The sequence below is a fragment of the Streptomyces sp. NPDC014891 genome (genome assembly GCF_043081085.1).
Taxonomy (GTDB): domain Bacteria; phylum Actinomycetota; class Actinomycetes; order Streptomycetales; family Streptomycetaceae; genus Streptomyces.
Genome location: NZ_JBIBWF010000005.1, coordinates 354,545 through 374,640, shown reverse-complemented (window position 1 = coordinate 374,640; position 20,096 = coordinate 354,545). Strand labels below are relative to the sequence as shown.

20 protein-coding genes and 1 pseudogene are annotated in these 20,096 nt (G+C 72.3%); 8 read left to right on the top strand and 13 right to left on the bottom strand.

Annotated features, from left to right (window positions below):
* The first annotated feature begins 55 nt into the window (after nt 1-55).
* Together ACF09E_RS16985 and ACF09E_RS16980 are read left to right on the top strand one after the other, a co-directional pair.
* Entirely contained in the window at nt 56-430 is a 375-nt protein-coding gene (locus tag ACF09E_RS16985; RefSeq protein ID WP_053648591.1) for a F0F1 ATP synthase subunit epsilon, read from the top strand.
* 143 nt (nt 431-573) lie between these two features.
* Nucleotides 574-1,020 carry a DUF2550 domain-containing protein gene (locus ACF09E_RS16980; protein WP_361851636.1) on the top strand — a complete coding sequence of 149 codons (447 nt, stop codon included), beginning with the start codon at nt 574-576 and terminating at the stop codon, nt 1,018-1,020.
* A gap of 64 nt (nt 1,021-1,084) precedes the next feature.
* On the opposite strand, the gene ACF09E_RS16975 is transcribed toward ACF09E_RS16980, so the two are convergent.
* From ACF09E_RS16975 to ACF09E_RS16965, 3 genes are all read right to left on the bottom strand, one after another.
* The gene (locus ACF09E_RS16975) at nt 1,085-2,932 is read right to left on the bottom strand and encodes a glycosyl hydrolase family 18 protein (protein ID WP_392205893.1); all 1,848 of its coding nucleotides are present in this window, start codon (nt 2,930-2,932) and stop codon (nt 1,085-1,087) included.
* A 131-nt stretch (nt 2,933-3,063) separates the two neighbouring features.
* A complete protein-coding gene (locus ACF09E_RS16970; RefSeq protein ID WP_392205891.1) occupies nt 3,064-3,717 on the bottom strand; it encodes a response regulator in 654 nt (217 codons plus the stop codon).
* The gene (locus ACF09E_RS16965) at nt 3,714-4,910 is read right to left on the bottom strand and encodes a sensor histidine kinase (protein WP_392205890.1); all 1,197 of its coding nucleotides are present in this window, start codon (nt 4,908-4,910) and stop codon (nt 3,714-3,716) included. The genes ACF09E_RS16970 and ACF09E_RS16965 overlap by 4 nt, the downstream gene beginning before the upstream one ends.
* 152 nt (nt 4,911-5,062) lie before the next feature.
* On the opposite strand from ACF09E_RS16965, the gene ACF09E_RS16960 reads away from it, so the two are divergent.
* The gene (locus ACF09E_RS16960; protein ID WP_392205889.1) at nt 5,063-5,683 is read left to right on the top strand and encodes a hypothetical protein; all 621 of its coding nucleotides are present in this window, start codon (nt 5,063-5,065) and stop codon (nt 5,681-5,683) included.
* On the opposite strand, the gene ACF09E_RS16955 is transcribed toward ACF09E_RS16960, so the two are convergent.
* Together ACF09E_RS16955 and ACF09E_RS16950 are read right to left on the bottom strand one after the other, a co-directional pair.
* A complete protein-coding gene (locus ACF09E_RS16955) occupies nt 5,603-6,175 on the bottom strand; it encodes a cob(I)yrinic acid a,c-diamide adenosyltransferase (RefSeq protein WP_392205887.1) in 573 nt (190 codons plus the stop codon). The two genes, ACF09E_RS16960 and ACF09E_RS16955, sit on opposite strands and share 81 nt — an antisense overlap.
* Before the next feature lie 13 nt (nt 6,176-6,188).
* Complete coding sequence (locus tag ACF09E_RS16950) at nt 6,189-6,320, bottom strand: hypothetical protein (protein ID WP_392205886.1); 132 nt, start codon at nt 6,318-6,320, stop codon at nt 6,189-6,191.
* Between the two features lie 170 nt (nt 6,321-6,490).
* Here ACF09E_RS16950 and ACF09E_RS16945 point away from each other — a divergent pair, with 170 nt between their 5' ends.
* The 3 genes from ACF09E_RS16945 (at nt 6,491) to ACF09E_RS16935 (ending at nt 10,708) form a co-directional block, all read left to right on the top strand.
* Nucleotides 6,491-7,339 (top strand): 3-hydroxyacyl-CoA dehydrogenase family protein, encoded by an 849-nt coding sequence (locus ACF09E_RS16945; RefSeq protein WP_361851653.1) that lies wholly within the window; start codon nt 6,491-6,493, stop codon nt 7,337-7,339.
* A 126-nt stretch (nt 7,340-7,465) separates the two neighbouring features.
* Nucleotides 7,466-7,789 (top strand): STAS domain-containing protein, encoded by a 324-nt coding sequence (locus ACF09E_RS16940; protein ID WP_148006196.1) that lies wholly within the window; start codon nt 7,466-7,468, stop codon nt 7,787-7,789.
* Nucleotides 7,790-8,017: 228 nt separating this feature from the next.
* Nucleotides 8,018-10,708: an ATP-binding protein gene (locus ACF09E_RS16935; RefSeq protein WP_392205884.1), complete on the top strand. Its 2,691-nt coding sequence runs from the start codon at nt 8,018-8,020 to the stop codon at nt 10,706-10,708.
* A gap of 73 nt (nt 10,709-10,781) precedes the next feature.
* On the opposite strand, the gene nucS is transcribed toward ACF09E_RS16935, so the two are convergent.
* The gene (nucS, locus tag ACF09E_RS16930) at nt 10,782-11,453 is read right to left on the bottom strand and encodes an endonuclease NucS (protein ID WP_361853474.1); all 672 of its coding nucleotides are present in this window, start codon (nt 11,451-11,453) and stop codon (nt 10,782-10,784) included.
* Between the two features lie 249 nt (nt 11,454-11,702).
* Here nucS and ACF09E_RS16925 point away from each other — a divergent pair, with 249 nt between their 5' ends.
* A complete protein-coding gene (locus tag ACF09E_RS16925; protein ID WP_015036224.1) occupies nt 11,703-12,095 on the top strand; it encodes an SCO5389 family protein in 393 nt (130 codons plus the stop codon).
* Between the two features lie 163 nt (nt 12,096-12,258).
* Here the strand turns inward: ACF09E_RS16925 and ACF09E_RS16920 are convergent, their stop codons facing one another.
* Complete coding sequence (locus ACF09E_RS16920; RefSeq protein WP_392205883.1) at nt 12,259-13,293, bottom strand: LLM class flavin-dependent oxidoreductase; 1,035 nt, start codon at nt 13,291-13,293, stop codon at nt 12,259-12,261.
* Nucleotides 13,294-13,492: 199 nt separating this feature from the next.
* Here ACF09E_RS16920 and ACF09E_RS16915 point away from each other — a divergent pair, with 199 nt between their 5' ends.
* Nucleotides 13,493-13,822, top strand: coding sequence for an ATP/GTP-binding protein (locus ACF09E_RS16915; protein ID WP_361853480.1), 330 nt, complete (start codon nt 13,493-13,495; stop codon nt 13,820-13,822).
* Nucleotides 13,823-13,837: 15 nt separating this feature from the next.
* Here the strand turns inward: ACF09E_RS16915 and ACF09E_RS16910 are convergent, their stop codons facing one another.
* The 6 genes and pseudogenes from ACF09E_RS16910 to ACF09E_RS16885 form a co-directional block, all read right to left on the bottom strand.
* Nucleotides 13,838-14,674, bottom strand: a complete 837-nt coding sequence (locus ACF09E_RS16910) for an ABC transporter permease (RefSeq protein WP_392205882.1) — start codon at nt 14,672-14,674, stop codon at nt 13,838-13,840.
* Nucleotides 14,671-15,834 (bottom strand): ABC transporter ATP-binding protein, encoded by a 1,164-nt coding sequence (locus ACF09E_RS16905; protein ID WP_392205881.1) that lies wholly within the window; start codon nt 15,832-15,834, stop codon nt 14,671-14,673. Before ACF09E_RS16905 ends, ACF09E_RS16910 begins: the two co-directional genes overlap by 4 nt.
* Before the next feature lie 220 nt (nt 15,835-16,054).
* The gene (locus tag ACF09E_RS16900) at nt 16,055-16,834 is read right to left on the bottom strand and encodes an ABC transporter permease (RefSeq protein WP_361853488.1); all 780 of its coding nucleotides are present in this window, start codon (nt 16,832-16,834) and stop codon (nt 16,055-16,057) included.
* A gap of 3 nt (nt 16,835-16,837) precedes the next feature.
* Nucleotides 16,838-17,806, bottom strand: a complete 969-nt coding sequence (locus ACF09E_RS16895; protein WP_392205879.1) for an ABC transporter ATP-binding protein — start codon at nt 17,804-17,806, stop codon at nt 16,838-16,840.
* A gap of 149 nt (nt 17,807-17,955) precedes the next feature.
* Complete coding sequence (locus tag ACF09E_RS16890; RefSeq protein WP_030321132.1) at nt 17,956-18,891, bottom strand: cellulose-binding protein; 936 nt, start codon at nt 18,889-18,891, stop codon at nt 17,956-17,958.
* Nucleotides 18,892-19,005: 114 nt separating this feature from the next.
* Nucleotides 19,006-20,096, bottom strand: a pseudogene (locus tag ACF09E_RS16885) (hypothetical protein); the annotation flags it as partial.

Sequence of the window (20,096 nt, the reverse complement as noted above, 5' to 3'; positions counted from 1 at the left end):
AGAATTGACCCCAACACCCGGCACGACCGCCGGGTGGTGACCCGAGGAGCCACCCTTGGCTGCTGAGCTGCACGTCGAGCTGGTCGCCGCGGACCGGAGTGTCTGGTCCGGCGAGGCCACCCTGGTCATCGCGCGTACCACCTCCGGCGACATCGGCGTCATGCCCGGCCACCAGCCGCTGCTCGGTGTGCTGGAGTCGGGCCCGGTGACCATCCGTACCAGCGAGGGCGCGACCGTCGTCGCCGCCGTCCACGGTGGATTCATCTCGTTCGCCGACGACAAGCTGTCGCTGCTCGCGGAGGTCTGCGAGCTGGCGGACGAGATCGACGCCCAGCGCGCCGAGCGCGCGCTGGAGCGTGCGAAGTCGGACTCCGACGCGGCCGCCGAGCGGCGCGCCGACGTCCGGCTGCGCGCGGTAGCGGTCCGCTGACGGTCCGCGCAGAGTAGTGCCCTCAGCCGCGGCACGGTCTGGAGCCATCCAGACCGTGCCGCGGCTGAGGCGATGCAGATGCAGGTCGTATTCGGTTCTGCCGGCGGTGTCGGCTACGGGACGCAGCGAGGAGGTCGGTGAAGATGTTCCTCGCTCTGCTCGTGTGCGGCCTGGTCGTCGCACTGGTGGTGATCGGACTCTTCGTCTTCGGCTTGCGCCGAAGGCTGATCCAGCGCGCCGGCGGCACCTTCGACTGCTCGCTGCACTGGAACGTCCCGGACGATCCGGATCCGAGCGGCAAGGGCTGGACGTACGGCGTCGCCCGCTACAGCGGTGACGAGATCGCCTGGTTCCGGGTCTTCTCGTACGCGCCCCGCCCGCGCCGTGTCCTGGAGCGTTCCTCCATCGTGGCCCTGGAGCGCCGGATGCCGGAGGGCGAGGAGGAGCTCGCGCTCCTCTCCGACATGGTGATCCAGCCCTGCATGTACGAGGGCGTCCGCCTGGAGCTCGCGATGAGCGAGGACGCCCGGACGGGCTTCATGGCCTGGCTGGAGGCGGCGCCTCCGGGGCAGAGGGTGAATGTCGCGTAGGACATGAGGAAGCGGGGGTCGGCGTGCTGCGCCGGCCCCCGCTTCTTCGTGACCCCGTGGGGGGTTAGTTCAGACCGGTGTTGATGGCGCCGACGAGCTCGCCGTTGCTGGTGTCACCGCTGAACTCCCAGAAGAACGCTCCGCCGAGGCCCTGGTTCTTGGCCCAGCTCATCTTCGAGTTCACGGTGGCGGGGGTGTCGTAGCTCCACCAGTTGCTGCCGCAGTGGGCGTAGGCCGTGCCCGCGACGGTGCCGTTGGCCGGGCAGGTGTTCTTGAGGACCTTGTAGTCCTCGATGCCCGGCTCGTAGGTGCCGGGGGCGGGCCCGGTCGCCGTGCCGCCGGGGGCGGCCTGGGTGACGCCGGTCCAGCCGCGGCCGTAGAAGCCGATGCCGAGCAGCAGCTTGTTGGCGGGCACGCCCTTCGCCTTGAACTTGGCGATGGCCTCGGCGGAGTTGAAGCCCTGCTGCGGGATGCCGGCGTACGCGGTGAGCGGGGAGTGCGGGGCCGTCGGACCCTGCGCCGCCCAGCCGCCGAAGAAGTCGTACGTCATCACGTTGAACCAGTTCATGTACGGTGCGGCGCCCGCGTAGTCGGCGGCGTCGATCTTGCCGCCGGTGGAGGCGTCGGCCGTGACGGCCGCGGTGACCAGGTAGTTGGCGCCGAACTTGGCCCGCATGGCCTGCATCATGTTCTTGAAGGAGGCGGCGCCGCTGGTGTCGCAGGAGAGACCGCAGGCGTTCGGGTACTCCCAGTCCAGGTCGATGCCGTCGAAGACGTCGGCCCAGCGCGGGTCCTCGACCAGGTCGTAGCAGGACTGCGCGAAGGCCGCGGGGTTCTGGACGGCCTGGCCGAAGCCGCCCGACCAGGTCCAGCCGCCGAAGGACCAGAGGATCTTGATGTTCGGGTAGGCCTTCTTCAGCTTGCGCAGCTGGTTGAAGTTGCCGCGCAGCGGCTGGTCCCAGGTGTCGGCGACGCCGTCGACGGACTGGTCGGCGGTGTAGGCCTTGTCGTAGTCGGCGTAGGCGTCACCGATGGTGCACTTGCCGCCCTGGACGTTGCCGAACGCGTAGTTGATGTGGGTGATCTTGGACGCGGAGCCCGAGGTCACGATGTTCTTCACGTGGTAGTTGCGCCCGTAGACGCCCCAGTTGGTGAAGTAGCCCATCTTCACCGCGTTGGGGTTCGGCTGGCCGCCGCCGCCCCCGGTGGTGCGGACGGGGGTCGCGCCGGAGGCGGGGCCCGTCTGGTCGACGGTGTCGCGGGCGACGACGGTGTAGCTGTAGTCGGTGCCGGCGGTCAGGCCCGTGTTGGTGTACGTGAGGCCGGTGACGGTCGCGACGGTGGTGCCGTCCCGCTTGACGTCGTAGTTCTTGACGCCCTTGTCGTCGGTGGCCGCGGTCCAGGTGAGCTTCACCGAGGTGTCGGTGATGTCCGAGGCCACGGGGGTGCCGGGGGCGGAGGGGGCGTTGTCGCCGGGCTGGCTGGTGCCGTCACAGGCGGCGCCGTTGATCTTGCAGCCGCTGGGGGCGCCGGGGCCCGCGCCGTTGTAGCCGAAGGAGACCGAGGCGCCGGGGGCGAGGGTCCCGTTCCAGCCGACGTTCTTGGCGGTCCAGTGGTTGCCGGAGCTGGTGACGGAGGCGTCCCAGGCGGAGGTGACGGACGTACCGGCGGGGTAGTCCCACTCGACGGTCCAGGAGCTGATTGTGGTGGTGCCGGTGTTCTTGACGGTCCAGCTGGCACCGAATCCGGTGCCCCAGTCCTGGGTCTTGGTGTACGTGGCGGTGGCCGAGGTGGCGGCTTCCGCGGGCGTGGCGAGGCCGACCATGGCGGCCAGGGGCAGGATCAGGGCGGTGAGGCCGGCGGCGGCCCGGTGTCTGAACCCTGTTCTGCGCGTCGGTGCTTGAGTGCTCAACGGTGCTCCTCAAGTTGCGGACGGACATGGGTGGGGGTGGTCCGGTGGTCCGTGAAGATGCGCGCGCCCCGCGAGCGTAGAAAGGTCTGGACCAACCGTCAAGAGGTCCAGACCAACGTCGGTGAGGTCCGCTACACCCCCAACTCCTGTGCCAGGACGGCCGCTTGGACCCTGCTCCGCAGCTCCAGCTTTCCGAGCACCTTGCTGACGTGCGTCTTCACCGTCGCCTCCGCCATGTCGAGCCGTACCGCGATCTCCGCGTTCGACAGCCCCTGGCCCAGCGTCGAGAGCACCTCCCGCTCCCGGGGCGTCAGGGCGTCGAGCACCGATGGGTCCGTCCCCGACGGCTCCCGGACCGCGCGGCCCGTCGCCGCGAACTCCGCGATCAGCCGCCGGGTCACCGCCGGGGAGATCAGCCCCTCGCCGCGCGCCACCGTCCGGACCGCCTCGATCAGCTCCCGCGCCTCCGCGTTCTTCAGCAGGAAGCCCGACGCCCCCGCCCGCAGCGCCCCGAAGACATAGGCGTCGAGGTCGAAGGTCGTCAGCACCAGCACGTCGGCCAGTCCCTCCGACACCACGATCCCGGTCGCCGTCACCCCGTCCATCCGGGGCATCTGCACGTCCATCAGGACCAGGTCGGGGCGGAGCGCGCGGGCCAGCTCCACCGCCCGCTCGCCGTCCGCCGCCTCGCCGACGACCTCGATGTCCGGGGCGCTGCCCAGGATGAGCACCAGGCCCGCCCGTACCGCGGACTGGTCCTCGGCGACCACCACCCGCACTGTCATGCCTGCTCCTCGTCCCTCACGTCCATGGGCAGTTCCGCCCTGACCTGCCACCGCTTGCGTCCGTCGTGGTCCGTCACCGGACCCGCCTCGAAGGCGCCGCCGAGCAGCTCCACCCGCTCCCGCATCCCCACGAGGCCGGCCCCCGAGCCGGGCGCCGTCGGGCCGGGACGCTCCCCGTAGCGGCTCGTCACCTCGACCGTCAGGGCCTTGGGTTCCCGGCCGAGCACCACCCGGACCTCGCCCGGCGCCGCGTGCTTGAGCGCGTTCGTCAGGGACTCCTGCACGATCCGGTACGCGGCCAGCTCCACCGGCGCGGGAAGCCCCGCCGCGCTCTCCCTGGTGTCCTCCAGGACGAGGTCGAGACCGCTCGGCCGGGCGTTGGCCCGCGCCTGGTCGACCAGCGCGTCGAGGGCGGCGAGCGTGGGGGCGGCGGCCGGCTCCGTGTCCCCGCTGCTGTCCCGGAGGATGCCGATGAGCCGGCGCATCTCGGACAGGCCCGCCACGCTGTTCTCGCGGATCACGGTGAGCGCCTGCCGGGTGGTGGCGGGCTCGTCGAGCGACAGGGCGGCCGTGGAGTGGATCGCGATCGCCGAGAGGTGGTTCGCCACCATGTCGTGCAGCTCGCGCGCCATCCGGGCCCGCTCGGCGACGACCGCCTGCGCGCGGTCCATCTCGGCGAGCAGCGCCGTCTGCTCGGCCCGCAGCCGGGCCGCCTCGGCCGCCTCCCGGTGGTTGCGCACGACGGCGCCGGTCATCGCGGGCATGAAGGAGATCATGCCGGTGAGCGCCCCGACGAGCAGCGCGATCGCGTTCTGCCACCAGACGAGGAAGCCGACGGTGACCGCCACCGTGACCAGGCCGGTCGTGTAGGGGACCCGCCGGGCGGTGGCGGGCGGGCCGTAGACGACGGCCGCGTAGACCAGGTCCGTGAACATCAGGATCGTGATCAGGTTCCCGTTGGTGAGCTGGTCGGCGACGATCGCGAGGGTGCCGACGGCCAGCGCGGTCCGCGGCAGCGTCCGGCGCAGCGCCTCCATCACGGCCATCACGGCGAGCGGGATCAGGGGAGCCCACCGCTGGTCGAGGAGACGGTCGCCCGTCGTGTAGAGCCCGAAGGACCACAGGAGGAGTCCGCTGGAGAACCCGAGGAGGCCCATGAGCAGGTCGAAGCGGAGCGGGCGGGGGAGCGTCACGTACTCATCCAACACGTCCGCACCGGCCCCGGCCTCCTCGTCCGGACCGATCCGTGCCTCCGCCGAAGGATGTAGGCGGACTTCGTCACCGGCGACGACGAGGACGGCCGGATCGCGCGGGACGCTGAGGGGGTACCGAAAGGGGAACCGCCGTGATCGTCACGCTGATCGTCGTCTGCGAGGTCGGCTTCTGGGTCCTGCTGGCCGCCGGCCTCGCCGCCCGCTACCTCCTGAAGATGCCCCGGACGGGTATCGCGCTGCTGCTCTGCGAGCCGCTCCTGGAGGTCCTGCTCCTGGTCGTCACCGCCATCGACCTCAAGAACGGGGCCGACCCCAGCTGGAAGCACGGTCTCGCCGCCCTGTACATCGGGTACACCGTCGGCCACGGCCACCGCACCGTGAAGTGGCTCGACGGCCACGCCGCCCACCGCCTCGGCGGTGCGCCGCGGCCCCCCAAGCCCCCGCGGTACGGGATGGCCCGGGCCCGCCACGAGGGCAGGGTCTGGCTCGGCTCGGTGACGGCGGCGGCCGTCGCCTCCGGACTGCTGCTGCTGGCCGCCCTGTACGTCGGCGAGGACGGGAACACCGACGGCCTCTACGGCTGGATCTTCGTCGCCTGGCGGTCGGCGGGCATCCACGGCCTGATCGCGCTCAGCTACGCGCTCTTCCCGCGGAAGGCCCCGGAGGAGGCCTCAGCGCTCCCCGCCCGGGACCCAGAGCACGTCCCCGACCTGCTTGTTCGCCGTACGAGCAAGGATGAAGAGCAGGTCTGAGAGCCGGTTGAGGTAGGTGGCGGTCAGGGCGTTCATCGTCTCGCCGTGCACCTCCAGGGCCGCCCAGGTGGAGCGCTCCGCCCGCCGGACCACCGTGCACGCCTGGTGCAGCAGCGCCGCCCCGGGCGTGCCGCCCGGCAGGATGAAGGAGCGCAGCTTGTCGAGCGACTCCAGGAAGAGGTCGCAGTCGGCCTCCAGCTTGTCGACGTACGACTGCTCGACGCGCAGCGGCGGGTACTCGGGGTCCTCCAACACCGGAGTGCAGAGGTCCGCGCCCACGTCGAAGAGGTCGTTCTGCACCCGGACGAGGACCTTCACGAGCTCCGCGTCGAGCTGTCCCAGGGCGATGGCCGTACCGATGGCGGCGTTGGCCTCGTTGGCGTCGGCGTACGCCGAGATCCGCAGATCGGTCTTGGCGGTCCTGCTCATGTCGCCGAGAGCCGTGGTGCCCTGGTCGCCGGTGCGGGTGTAGATGCGCGTCAGATTGACCATGGGTCCAGCCTAGTCAGGCGAGGGCCTTCTGGAACGTCCGTGTGCCGACCGTCACGGCGAGCGCCGCGCCGACCAGGGCCACGAGCACCCCGTACAGCAGCATCAGGCCCGAGAGCGGCATCGCCGGGGAGCTGCTCGGCGACAAGGTGCTGACGTACGCCGTACGGGAGGACTGACCCCGCGAACGGGGTGCTGCGAGTGTGACGTCCGTCAAACAGGGCGTGACGCGCATTACTTCACGGTCACATGACGCCTCCCGACCGCTAATCTCCGCCGGAGAGCCAGAAGTGAACAGGCGTTAAGGGGTGGAACATCGTGGCCAGGAAGCTCGCCGTCATCGGGGCCGGACTCATGGGATCCGGCATCGCGCAGGTCTCGGCACAGGCGGGCTGGGACGTCGTCCTGCGTGACGTCACCGACGCCGCGCTCACCCGGGGCACCGACGGCATCAAGGCGTCGTACGACCGGTTCGTCGCCAAGGGCAAGCTGGACGCCGCCGACGCCGAGGCCGCGCTCGGCCGCATCACCGCCACCACCGAGCTGGAGGCCGTCGCCGACGCCGACATCGTCGTCGAGGCCGTCTTCGAGAACCTCGACGTCAAGCACGAGATCTTCCGCTCGCTCGACAAGGTCGCCAAGGACGGCGCGGTCCTCGCCTCCAACACCTCCGCGATCCCGATCACCAAGATCGCCGCGGTGACCGCCCGGCCCGAGGCCGTCGTCGGCACCCACTTCTTCTCCCCGGTCCCGATGATGCAGCTCTGCGAGCTCGTCCGCGGCTACAAGACCAGCGACGAGACCCTCGCCACCGCGCGGGAGTTCGCCGAGTCGGTCGGCAAGACCTGCATCGTCGTCAACCGCGACGTCGCCGGCTTCGTCACCACCCGCCTCATCGCCGCCCTCGTCGTCGAGGCCGCCAAGCTCCAGGAGTCCGGCGTCGCCACGGCCGAGGACATCGACATCGCCTGCAAGCTCGGCTTCGGCCACGCCATGGGCCCGCTCGCCACCGCCGACCTCACCGGCATCGACATCCTGGTGAACGCGGCCACCAACATCTACACCGAGTCCCAGGACGAGAAGTTCGCGGCGCCGGAACTGATGCGCCGGATGGTGGACGCGGGTGACATCGGCCGCAAGAGCGGGCAGGGCTTCTACAAGTACTGAGCACGGCCCGCCACCCCGCCTCACCCCGTGGGGTGAATTTCGGTATCGGTTCGCTGACAAGGCGCAACGTATCTGCCGGTGCGGCAGTCAGTTGTTGCGAAGACGGAGCACTCTCGGGGAGCGCATATGCACATCAGGGGCGACCAAGTCGAGCTGGTCGTCGGGGGCCGCCTCGACGTCCGCAGCGCGGCGGACGCCCGTACGGTCCTGCACTCGGCCGTCGACGACGGCGTCGGCGACCTGGTGCTCGACCTGACCGGCCTGGACTCCTGGGACGCGACCGGACTCGGCGTCATCATGGGCGCCCACCGGCGCGCGGGCCGCTGCGGCCGGCGGCTCGTCCTGCGCGGGGTGCCGCCCCAGATGCAGCGGCTGCTCGTCGCCACCAAGCTGCACCGCATCCTCGCCATCGAGGGCGGCCTCGCCCTGGAGTCCCTGCCCCGGGTGTGACCACCCGGAGCGGGGCAGGCCCGGTGCGGGACGACCCGCCGGTGACACCCGTGTGAAGCAGCCGTGCGAACCCGGCGTCACGCGCAATCCTCACAAGACCGTGACGACTGGGTCTCGTGGGCACCCCACCTGTTCCCGAGCGCCTGACCACGGTCTAGGGTTCGGTCGCCTGCACATTGACGGACCCACCCGGCGGGCACCGGACACCGCTTCTTGGGGGCTTGGACCATGGACCCGATCAACCGCGGGCCGGAGGAGTACGGACACGACGGCGAGGGCGAGGACGCCCGCCAGGGTCGCGGCGCCCCCGCCCCGGCCCCCGCACCCGCGCGTGCCCGCGTCGTCCGGCTCGTCTCCGGCGACCTGCTCGTCACCGTCAACCCCGTCGACGGCAGCGAGATCGAACCCTGCCCGCCCGGCCAGGAACCCGAGGCCCCCCGCCCCCGCACCCCCGAGGAGCGCGCCGAGGCCGCCCGCGCCGCCGCCCCTCCCGTACCGCCTGGCCCGGTCGCGCCCGCGCTGCCCCTGCTCGAACGCCAGGAGGAGCGCGAGCGGCTCGCCGGCATCCTCGGCCGCGGCCGCTCCGCCCGCCTGAGCGGCCCCGCCGGATCCGGCCGCACCGCCCTCCTCGACGCCGTCGCCGCCGACTGCGCCGACCTCGCCCCCGACGGGGTCGTCCGGCTCTCCGGCCACCACCGCACCCCCGCCGAACTCCTCCACGAACTGTTCGCCGCCGTCCGGCACGCCCCCGACCACCGGCCCGGCCAGGACGTCCTCCACGAACGGCTCCGCGAGATCGGCGCCGTCGTGCTCGTCGACGACCTGGAGTTCGGCGGCGCCGCCCTCGACGAGTTCCTCGCCGCCGCCCCCGAGTGCGCCTTCCTGCTCGCCGCCGGACCCGACACCCCCGCGCCGTCCCCCGACGCCCACGTCGAGGACATCCACCTCGCCGGCCTCGGCCGCGGCGCCGCGATCGAGCTCCTGGAGAGCGCCGTCGGCCGCACCCTCAGCGACGACGAGGCCAACTGGGCCGGAGACCTCTGGTTCGAGTCCGAGGGGCTGCCGCTCCGCTTCGTCCAGGCCGGCGCCCTGCTCCGCCAGCGCGACCGGCTCCGCGTCACCCCCGCCGAGTTCGACGCCTTCGGCGCCCTGGAGGAGGCCTTCGGGCCCACCGACCCGGAAGCCGCCGCGGCCGCCGCCGCCGCGGCCTTCGACGGAGTCGAGGACCCCGACGTCGAACTCCGCGAGATACCCCTGCCCAGCCTCGGCGAGGGCGCCGCCCCCGCCGCCCTGCTCGCCTCCCGCCTCAGCCGCTCCGCCCAGACGGCCCTCCGCTTCGCCGTCGCCCTCGGCGGCGAGGTCCCGCACCAGGCCCACCTGCCGGCCCTCGTCGGCGACACCCACGCCGACGCCGCCCTCGGCGAACTGCGGGCCTGCGGCCTGCTCTCCCCGGTCGGCCCCCGCTACCGGCTCGCCGCCGGAGTCCTCACCCAGCTCCTCGCCCAGGGGTACGAGCCCGCCCACGCCGCCGCCGACCGCGCCCACACCGCCGCCCAGCACTACGCCTGGTGGGCCGCGCACCCCTCCGTCACCCCCGAGCGGGCGGCCGCCGAGTCCGACGCCCTGCTCGCCGCCCTCTCCGTCCTCGTCGCCGGCAACGGGAGCACCCCCGACACGGAGGCCGAGCACCGCGCCACCGCCGTCCTGCTCGCCCGCGCCGCCGCCCCCGCCTTCGCCGCCGGACTGCACTGGGGCGCCTGGGAGCGGGCGCTGCGCGCCGGACAGGAGGCCGCCCGGCTCACCGGCGAGGTCGCCGAGGAGGCCTACTTCCACCACGAGCTGGGCGTCCTCGCCCTGTGCGCCGGAAACCTGGAGCGGGCCCGCGCCGAACTGGAGGCCTCCATCGGCATGCGCGGGGTGCTCGCCGACAAGCGCGGCACCGTCGCGGGCCGCCGCGCCCTCGCCCTGGTCGCCGACCTCTCCGGCGAGCACGCCGCCCCCGCCGCCCGCACCGAGGAGCCCGTCTCACCGCCCCGCGGCGTGCCCTCCCTGCGGGGCCCCGGCCGCAGACCGGCCGCCGAGCCCTTCCCGGCGCCGTCGGCGCCGACGCCGGCCACGACCCCGCCGGTCGCCTTCCCGGCCAAGGCACCGACCCTCGGCGGCCCCGCCCAGGGCACGGCCCGGTCCTCGATGCCCGCGTTCCCCGACTTCGCCGACGAGGGCCCGACGCTCATCACCCGCCCCGACACCGACAAGGGCGCCGGCCGCCCGAGCCTCCGGGGCGGCATCATCAGCGGCGCGCGCCGCAACCTCGCCGCCGTCGGCGCCGGCGCGCTGCTCGTCGCGGTCCTCGGCACCGTCGTCACGCTCGGCGCGACCTCCGGGAACGGCGAGGACCCGGCCACCAACCACGTCACCTCCGACAGCACGGCCACCGACGACCCCCTCGACGACGGCACCGACGGCGAGGAGCCCGCCGAGGGGGAGGAGGGCGGACCCGGCGAGACCGGCGGCCCCAGCCGCTCCGGTTCCCCGAGCCCCTCCGCCTCCGGGAGCGCCTCGTCCACGGACCCGGCGGACCCGTCGAACTCGGGGACCCCCGACGGCTCCGGCACCCCGTCGGCCTCGGACAGCCCGTCGACGACCCCGCCGCCCACGACGACGACCGCTCCCACCGGTCCGACCACCGGGCCGCCCGGGCCCACGACGACGCCCCCGAAGCCGCCGGCCACGACGTCGAAGCCCCCGACCACGACGACTCCGCCGGTGACGACGACCGCGCCGGAGCCGACCACCTCCCCGCCGACCACCTCCCCGACGACCGAGGAGGAGAACAGCCCCAGCATCTCCGCCTCCTCGACCCTGGGCGACGCCCGGCCCGCCCCCGGCGACCCCACCGCTTCCGGGACGCCCGCCTGAACGACCCCGGGTACGGGGAAGGCCCCGGGCGCGTCCACCGCACCCGGGGCCTTCCCCGTACCGCCCGCCGTCCTCAGAACAGCCGCAGCTTGTCGTCCTCGATGCCCCGCATCGCGTCGTAGTCCAGGACCACGCAGCCGATCCCGCGGTCCGTCGCCAGGACCCGGGCCTGCGGCTTGATCTCCTGCGCCGCGAAGACGCCCCGGACCGGCGCGAGGTGCGGATCGCGGTTGAGCAGCTCCAGGTAGCGGGTCAGCTGCTCGACGCCGTCGATCTCACCGCGCCGCTTGATCTCGACCGCGACCGTCGCCCCGTCGGAGTCCCGGCAGAGGATGTCCACCGGTCCGATCGCGGTCGGGTACTCGCGGCGGATCAGGGAGTAGCCCTCGCCGAGGATCTCGATGCGGTCGGCGAGCAGCTCCTGGAGGTGAGCCTCGACGCCGTCCTTGATGAGGCCGGGGTCCACCCCGAGCTCGTGCGAGGAGTCGTGGAGGATCTCCTCCATCGTGATGATCAGTTTCTCGCCCGCTTTGTTGATCACGGTCCAGACGCCCGCCTCGTCGCCGGCGCCCTCCTTGAGCGTGCAGGGCGGGGACATCCAGTTGAGCGGTTTGTACGCCCTGTCGTCCGCGTGGATGGAGACGCTGCCGTCTGCCTTGACGAGGATCAGACGGGGCGCGGAGGGCAGGTGGGCCGTGAGCCGGCCCGCGTAGTCCACGGAGCAACGGGCGATGACGAGACGCATGGTCGGCAACGCTACAAGACGGGCGCTCTTCCGCGCGATTCGGGCATCGCCCCGGCCTCCCGCGGGCATGATCCTGAGCCGAACACCCGTCGGTTATCAGCCGGTTGTACTCCCCATCTCCTGGTGCGTGCAGGACTGCGCGCTTACCGTGGAAGCTGGAGGTCGTCGTCCGTGCACGCTGCGTGGCGGCCGGCCCGGCCTTCGCCCTGCCCGCAAGACCCCGTGCGCGGGGTCGCGAGAGGAGAACCCATGTCGCTCGACGTCTCACCGGCACTGTTGGAACAGGCCGAGCGAGGCGAGGTCGACGAAGCCGACTTCGTCGACTGCGTCCGGACCTCCCTGCCCTACGCATGGGAGATGATCAGTTCTCTGGTGGCCCAGCTGAAGGTCGACGGCGGAGAGTTCGCCGACAACCAGACGCCGCCGCCGAATGAGCAGGCACGTGGTCAGCTGCTGCGCGCGCTCGCGAGCGACGCCATTCGTGGTGCGCTGCAGCGGCATTTCGGGGTGCGTCTCGCCTTCCAGAACTGCCACCGGGTGGCGGTCTTCCCGCTGGACCCGTCGGTGGACGAGCGGCTCGCCCGCTTCACGTCCGTACGGGGGCAGCTGCTGAACCAGTCGCCGGAACTGCGCGACTGCTGAGACATGGTGCTGTCGCTCCGCATCGCGGGAGACACGGCCGATGCGTGCCGACGCGCATCGCCGCGCGGAGGTGCCGGAGCGGCAGCACAGCCCCGAACGACCGTGCGCCGCCCGCACGGACGGCCCGCCCCCGCCCGTACGGATCGCACGTCCGTCCCAGGGGTCAGACGAGCAGCGGCAGGACCTCCGTGCCGAGCCGCCGCACGTTCTCCTCGGTCGCCGCGAGGTCGCCCGTGCCCTCGGCGAGCAGGGCGTAGCGGGTGATGCCCGTGCGCTCCGCCGTCGCCGCGAGCCGGTCCGCCGCGCTCCGGGGAGTGCCCACCGGGTGCAGCCCGCAGAGCAGCTCGGTGTACGCCACGGGGTCCCGCATCGCCCGGTGCCGGCCGTCGACGGTGACATGGGCGTCGAGCCCCTGCTTCAACCAGCCCGGCATCGCCTTCACCAGGGCCTCGGCCGCGTCCGCGGCCCGGTCCGCGAGCTGGGCCACCCCCGCCGAGACGTGCTGCGCCCCGATCCGGGCGATCTCGTCCGGGTCCCGGCCGGCCTCCCGCGCGCAGCGCCGCCAGGCAGCGACCATCTCCGCCTTCTCCTCGTCCCCGCAGTGCATGCCGAGCAGCATCGGCAGTCCGCGCTCCGCCGCCAGCCGCACGCTCCGCGGGGAGGTGCAGGCGACGACGACCTCGGGCGTCGGGTCCCCGCCCATCAGCTCGTCGGCGCGGGGCACCACCGGCACCTCGCGGAAGGCGAATCGTTCACCCTCGGCTCCCACCCGGGGCTCGGAGAGCCAGCGCAGCAGCAGGTCGAGTGCTTCGGGAAAGCCCTCCTCGTACGCGCCGAGACCCGCGCCGAAGACCTCCAGGTCGACCCAGGGGCCGCCCCGGCCCACCCCGAGGGTGAACCTGCCGCCCGAGGTGAGGTGCAGCAAGGCCGCCTGCTCGCCCAGCGCGACCGGGTGGACGTTCGGCAGGACGCTCACCGCCGTGCCCACCCGCAGCCTTCTGGTACGGCCCAGGAGCAGCGCGGCCAGCGTCACCGCCGAGGGACAGACCCCGTACGGCACGAAGTGGTGTTCCGCGAGCCAGGCCGAGTCGAGGCCCGCCTCCTCGGCCACCTCGGCCGTCCGCACCGCCCGGTGCAGGGCCTCGCCCTGCCCCTGGCCCGGGAACTGCGCTGCCAGAACGAACGTACCCACGCGCATCGCCTTGTGCCTCCTCTGCGGCCGACGCGTAACTCGCCTCGCACTGGCACCAACGTCTGACACGTGCCAAAGGCAACGGCCGTTCATGAAGTTCTTGCGATTTTCGGCTAAGCCGCCGCCGGCGGGGCCCGGGGCACCGCATCGCGGCCCGTAGGCTGGAGGGAACGGTCCGTGTTCCCCGACCCCGTGAGGTGTGCCCGTGTCCCCGCGCCACAACCGTTCCCGAGGCGGCGAGAAGCCCGAGTCGCGGCAGGGCGACCACGGCGACCGGTACGGCGGCGCCCAGCGCACCGAGACCTGGCAGGGGGAGGAGTGGTACGTCCGCCTGGTCGCCGGGGCCAGCGCGCCCGGCAAGCGCTACCGCTGCCCCGGCTGCGACCAGGAGATCCCGCCCGGCGCCCCGCACGTGGTCGCCTGGCCCGAGTGGGGCGGCGTGGACGACCGCCGCCACTGGCACAAGGCCTGCTGGAACGCGAAGGACCGCCGCACCAGCAGGGTGCAGCGGTCCAGGAACGCGCCGAAGTACTGAGCCCGGAGCCGGGCCCTACACGTCCCGGCTGTTCAGCAGGGCGTAGGCGCCGGCCAGCGCCGCCCCCGCCACCCCGGCCATGATCAGCAGCGGTTCCCAGCCCGACGGGCCGGCGTCGCCGAACGGCGGCTGCGCGGCGTACAGCGCGATCATCTGCGAGGGGATCGCGTACGTGAAGAGCCACTCCTGCACCGACTTCAGCGTCGGGGAGAACATGAACAGGGCCGCCACCAGCGGCAGCAGCAGCAGACCGATCATCACCGTGATCGCACCGGCCGAGTGGCGGATGAGCGTGCCGAGCGCCAGCGAGAGCAGCCCCAGCAGGGCCAGGTAGGCGCCCGCGCCGACCGTCGCCCGCAGCCAGTCCGACGCCGACGGCGCGGCCGCCGAGTCCACCAGGGCGACCTGCCCGAGTCCCACCAGGGTGGCGACCACCGTCGTCACGGTGAAGACCAGCAGGAAGAAGACGATCGCCTTCGCCGTCAGCACCCGGGCCCGGCTCGGGCAGGCCGTCAGGGTCGTGCGGATCATGCCGGTGCCGTACTCGGAGGCGATGGTCAGCACCCCGAGCGTGATCACACAGATCGAGGCCGGCAGCATCCCGAAGAAGCCGAAGCCGAGCGCGGACTCGTCGCCCATCGGCGCCTCGGAGCTCGCCGCGATCGCCGCCACGCCCAGACCGATGGCCAGCATCAGCAGGACCATCACCCCGAGCGTCCACAGCGTCGAGCGCACCGAGCGGATCTTCGTCCACTCGGAGGCCAGCGCGTCACCGAGATGCGCCCTGCGGACCGGGATCGGGGAGACGTAGGAGTGCGGCGCCGGAGCGTGGTGCGGGGCGGGGGCGGTCATCGGGCGTCCTTGGGGGTGTCGCTCGGCTGGGGGGCGGCCGGCCGCGGAGGGGCCGGGGGGACCGGAGGGGCGTACGGAGCGGCCGCGGGCGGCTGTCCGGGCGCTCCCGCGTACGGGTTCTGCCCGGGCGGCGGCGGGGCGTACCAGCCCTGCTGCGGCACGTCCTGCGCCACCGGCTGCGGCGGCACGCCGTACCCCTGCTGCCCGGGCTGCTGCGGCGGCTGGAGGTGCGCGAGCCGGTCGTCCGTGGACCGGTAGTCCACGGCGCCCTGCGTCAGGCGCATGTACGCCTCCTCCAGGGAGGCCTGGTGCGGGGACAGCTCCCAGAGCCGTACGTCCGCGCCGTGCGCGAGGTCGCTGATCCGCGGCAGCGGCAGACCCGTCACCCGCAGCGCGCCGTCCGGCTCCGACAGCACCTGGCCGCCGGCCTCCATCAGCGCCGCCGTCAGCTTCTCCCGCTGACCCGGCTCGGTCGCCGGGGTCCGCACCCGGGCGAAGTCGGCGGAGTTCGCCGAGATGAAGTCCTTGACGCTCATGTCCGAGAGCAGCTGCCCCCGGCCGATCACGATCAGATGGTCGGCGGTGAGCGCCATCTCGCTCATGAGGTGGCTGGAGACGAAGACCGTCCGCCCCTCGGCGGCGAGCTTCTTCATCAGGTTCCGGACCCAGAGGATGCCCTCCGGGTCCAGACCGTTCACCGGCTCGTCGAAGAGCAGCACCTGCGGGTCGCCCAGCAGCGCCGCCGCGATGCCCAGTCGCTGGCCCATGCCGAGCGAGAAGCCCTTGGAGCGCCGCTTCGCCACGTCCTGGAGGCCGACGACCCCGAGGACCTCGTCCACGCGCTGCGCCGGGATGCCCGCGAGCTGCGCGAGCGACAGCAGGTGGCTGCGCGCGCTCCGCCCGCCGTGCACGGCCTTCGCGTCGAGGAGCGCGCCGACCTGGCGGGGCGCGTTCGGCAGCTGCCGGAAGGGGTGGCCGCCGATCGTGACGTGCCCGGCGGACGGCTGGTCGAGCCCCAGGATCATCCGCATCGTGGTCGACTTGCCCGACCCGTTCGGTCCCAGGAAGCCGGTGACGACACCCGGCCTCACCTGGAAGGAAAGGTTGTACACGGCCGTCTTGGCGCCGTAGCGCTTCGTCAGGCCGACTGCCTCGATCATTCTCCAGCCCCATCGCCAGGTCGGTCGCACCATGGTCGGGGCGTGGCGGCCGTCGGCCGGAGCCCCCCGTATGAGCTAGGAGCTTATCCAGCCGTTGACGGTTCCGGCGAAGCGGAGAAGACCTCCGGGCCCGCTCCGGGGGAAACATCAGGGTTGTCCCGCAGGGGCCCCGGCGCGATCCCGCGGGACCGGCGCCGGGGCCCCCGGAGGTCCCGCGGGGTCAGGCGTCCCGCTTCTTCATCACCAGGTAGCCGCCGGCCAGCGCCGCCACCACCCAGAGGACCATGATCCCCAGCCCGGCCCACGGGCCGTAGGGAGCCTCCTCCGTGTTCATGGCGTCCGGGACGACCTGCATGATCTTCGAGCCGGCCTGGTCGGGGAAGTAGCGGGCCACCTCCTTGGCCTTCGGCACGGCCGCCAGGATCTGCGAGACCAGGAAGAAGAACGGCATCAGGATGCCGAGCGACAGCATCGACGAGCGCAGCATCGCCGCCACGCCCATGGAGAACAGCGCGATCAGGCCCATGTAGAGCCCGCCGCCGATCACCGCCCGCAGGACGTTGTCGTCGCCGATCGAGGCGCTGTGCTCGCCGAGCAGCGCCTGCCCGAGGAAGAAGGCGAGGAAGCTCGTCGCGAGGCCCACGGCGAAGGCCAGCCCGCCGGCCACCGCGATCTTCGAGAAGAGGAAGGTCGCCCGCTGGGGCACGGCCGCCAGCGAGGTGCGGATCATCCCCGAGGAGTACTCGGTCCCCACCACCAGGACGCCGAAGACGACCATCGCCAGCTGCCCCAGGGTCATCCCGAAGAAGCTGACCAGGGTCGGGTCGAAGGTGGCCCGCTCGACCTCGCTGAGGTCGTCGAAGGTGGAGTTGAAGACGGCGGACAGCGCCGCGCCGATCGCCACCGTGACGATCAGGGCGCTCGCCAGGGTCCAGACGGTCGAGGACACCGTCCGGATCTTGGTCCACTCGGACTGCAGGACCGCGGATACCGCTGCCATCGTTCAGGCTCCCTCGGAGGTCGTGCCCCACTGGGGGCCGGGCGCCGGGGCGCCACCGTGTACATCGGTGCCGTGCGCGTGGTACTCCACCGCACCGGCGGTCATCTGCATGAAGGCCTCTTCGAGCGAGGCGCGCTGGGAACTCAGCTCGTGCAGCACGAGCCCGTTCTCGGCGGCGAGTTCACCCAGCTTCTCGGTCGTCGCCCCGTCGACCTCCAGGTTGCCGCTGCCCGCCTCCACCGCGACGAAGCCGTGGGCGTGCAGCACGTCCCGGAGGCGCTCCTGCTGAGGGGAACGCAGCCGCACATAACTCCGGGAATTCTCCTGGATGAAATCCGCCATCGACGTGTCGGCCAGCAGCTTTCCCTGCCCGATCACGATCAGATGATCGGCCGTCAGCGCCATTTCACTCATGAGATGGCTGGAAACGAAGATCGTCCGGCCTTCGGCCGCCAACGCCTTCATCAGATTGCGGATCCAGTGAATTCCCTCGGGGTCCAGACCATTGACGGGTTCGTCGAACATGAGGATCTCGGGATCGCCGAGCAGCGCCGACGCGATGCCGAGGCGCTGCCCCATGCCGAGGGAGAAACCCTTCGACTTCTTCCGGGCGACCGGCGTCAGACCCACCAGGTCCAGCACCTCGCCCACCCGGCGCTCCGGGATGCGGTTCGACTGCGCGAGGCACAGCAGGTTGTTGTACGCGGAGCGGCCGCCGTTCATGGCCTTGGCGTCGAGCAGCGCGCCGATGTACTTCAGCGGCTCCTCCAGCTCCCGGTAGTGCTTGCCGTCGATCCGGACCGTCCCGCTCGTCGGGTTGTCCAGATCCAGCATCATCCTCATCGTCGTCGACTTGCCCGCCCCGTTGGGCCCGAGGAAGCCCGTGATCACCCCAGGACGCACCTGGAAGGAGAGGTGGTCGACCGCGGTCTTCGCCCCGTATCGCTTGGTCAGGCCCTCAAGCTCGATCATGAGATCCAACCTACGGGCGCGCAAAACCCCCCGCCACCGGAATGACAGGGGGTTCTGAGGAACGCTACGAACTCGTTACCGGTTGTCCGTCAGGTCGACGGCGCTCACCCGGACGGCCGTACGGGGGGCGGCCGTACGCGGCGGGCGCGTCAGCGGGACTGCTGGGCCGGGACGCCGGCCGGACGCTCGTCGTCGATCGGGGAACCGGCCGCGGCCACCGCGGCACCGGTCAGCGTCGCCAGCATCTCGCGGACGTTGGTCAGCTGCGCGTTGATCGAGTCCCGGCGGTTCGTCAGCGCCGCGAGCTCGCGCTCCGATTCGCTGCGGATCCGGTCGGCCTTGGCGTTCGCGTCGGCCACGATGTCCTCGGCCTGGCGCTGCGCGGTCTCCACCGTCTGGCGGGCCCGGCGCTCCGCGTCCGTACGCAGCTTCTCGGCCTCCAGGCGGAGCTGCTCGGCCCGGTGCTCGATCTCGGCGAGGCGCTTCTCGGCCTTGGCCTGACGCGAGGCCAGGTCGCGCTCCGACTGCTCGCGGCGCTTGGCCAGGTTGGTCTCGAAGTCCGCGGCGGCCTGGGCGGCCTTGGCGCGGGTCTCCTCGAAGAGGGCGTCCGCCTCCTCGCGCTTCGACTGCGCGTCCTTCTGCGCCTCGGCGCGCAGCGTGTTGGCCTCGCCCTGCGCCTTCTCGACGATCCGAACGCCCTCGTCCTCGGCCTTCGACTTACGCTCGGCCGCGAAGGACTCCGCGTCGTTGCGCACCTGCTGGGCGGCCGACTCGGCCAGCTCGCGGTGCTGCTCGGCGGCGCGACGGGCCTCCTCACGCAGGTCCTTCGCCTCCTCCTCGGCGAGCCGGAGGATCTTCTCGACCCGGGCGCCGAGCCCCGCGTACGACGGCTCGGCGTCGGTGACCTGAGCCTGGGCGTTCTGCGTCTCGAGGTGGAGTTCCTCGATGCGCTTCTCCAGGGAGGTGATGCGGGACAGCGCACTGTCGCGGTCGGAAACGAGCTTGGTAATGCGGTCGTCCACCTGACCGCGGTCGTAACCGCGCCGCACGAGCTCGAAGCCGAAGGGGGAGGATGTGTCGCTCATGGGTTTCCTGTCGAATGAGACCGGTGAGGTGTTAGAGGGAATCCTAGGGGCCGAAGCGGCGTGTCATCGAGCGTATGCCCGTTTGATCTGGAGAATGTCCAGCCTTTTGAGTGGCTAGCCGTCCTGGGACTTGCCACTCGAACGAGTGGAACCCGCCGAAGCGCCCGCCTTGACACCCGCTGTCCCGGCGGACTTCGCGCCGGCGGAGGGGGTCTCGAAAGACTCCAACGCCTCCAGCACGTCCTGGACACGGGAGATCTCGGCATTGATGTCCTTGCGGCGCCGCACGAGCACCTCCAGCTCGCGCTGGCCCTCCTCGACCGTCTGCTCGGCCTCGGCCCGCGCCTCCGCCAGCGCCCGCTCCGCCTCGGCCTTGATGCCCTCGGCCTCCGCGACGAGCGAGGCCTTCTTCTGCTCGGCCTCCTTCAGGAGCGCCTCGGCCTTGCGGACGGCGGCGATCCGGACCTTGCTCGCCTCGGAACTCGCCTCGGAGACCAGCTCCTTGGCCTTCTCCTCGGCCTCGGCACGCTGCTCGGTGGCGGCCTTCACCAGGTTGTCGACCCGCTCGCCCGCCGTCTTCATCTGCTCGGCGCTCTCGCGGCGCGCCCGCTCGTGCAGCTCCTCGATCTCTCCCTCGATCCGGCCCCGCAGCTCCTCGGCCCGCTCCCTTATGGCCGTCGCGTCGCCACGGGCCCCGACGAGCAGCTCGTCCGCGTCCGTACGGGCCTTCTCGACCAGCGAGTTGCCCTCGACGGTCGCCTCGGCGACGATCCGCTCGGCCTCCTTGCGGGCCGCGCCGACCATCAGGTCGGCCTGCGACTCGGCCTCGGTGGTGGCGCGCAGCGCCTCCTCCTGCGCCTTGCCGATGAGCTGGTCGGCCTGCTCGGCCGCGTCGGAACGCTTCCGCGCGCCGGCCTCCCGCGCCTCGTCCAGGGTCCGGTCGGCCTCCGCGCGGGCCTCCGAGCGCATCTGCTCGGCGGCCGCCTCGGCCTCGGCCCCGAGCCGCTCGGACTCGGTGCGGATCCGCTCGGCGTCCTGCCGGGCGGAGCCCACGGTGGCCTCGGCCGCGGTGCGGGCCTCCGCCGTGACGGAATCGGCGAGTTCGGCGGCCTCGCGGGTGAGCCGCTCCGCCTCCGCGACCGCCTCGGCGGTGAGCCGCTCGGCCTCGGCGTTCGTCTCGCGGGTGAGGCGCTCGGCCTCCGAGG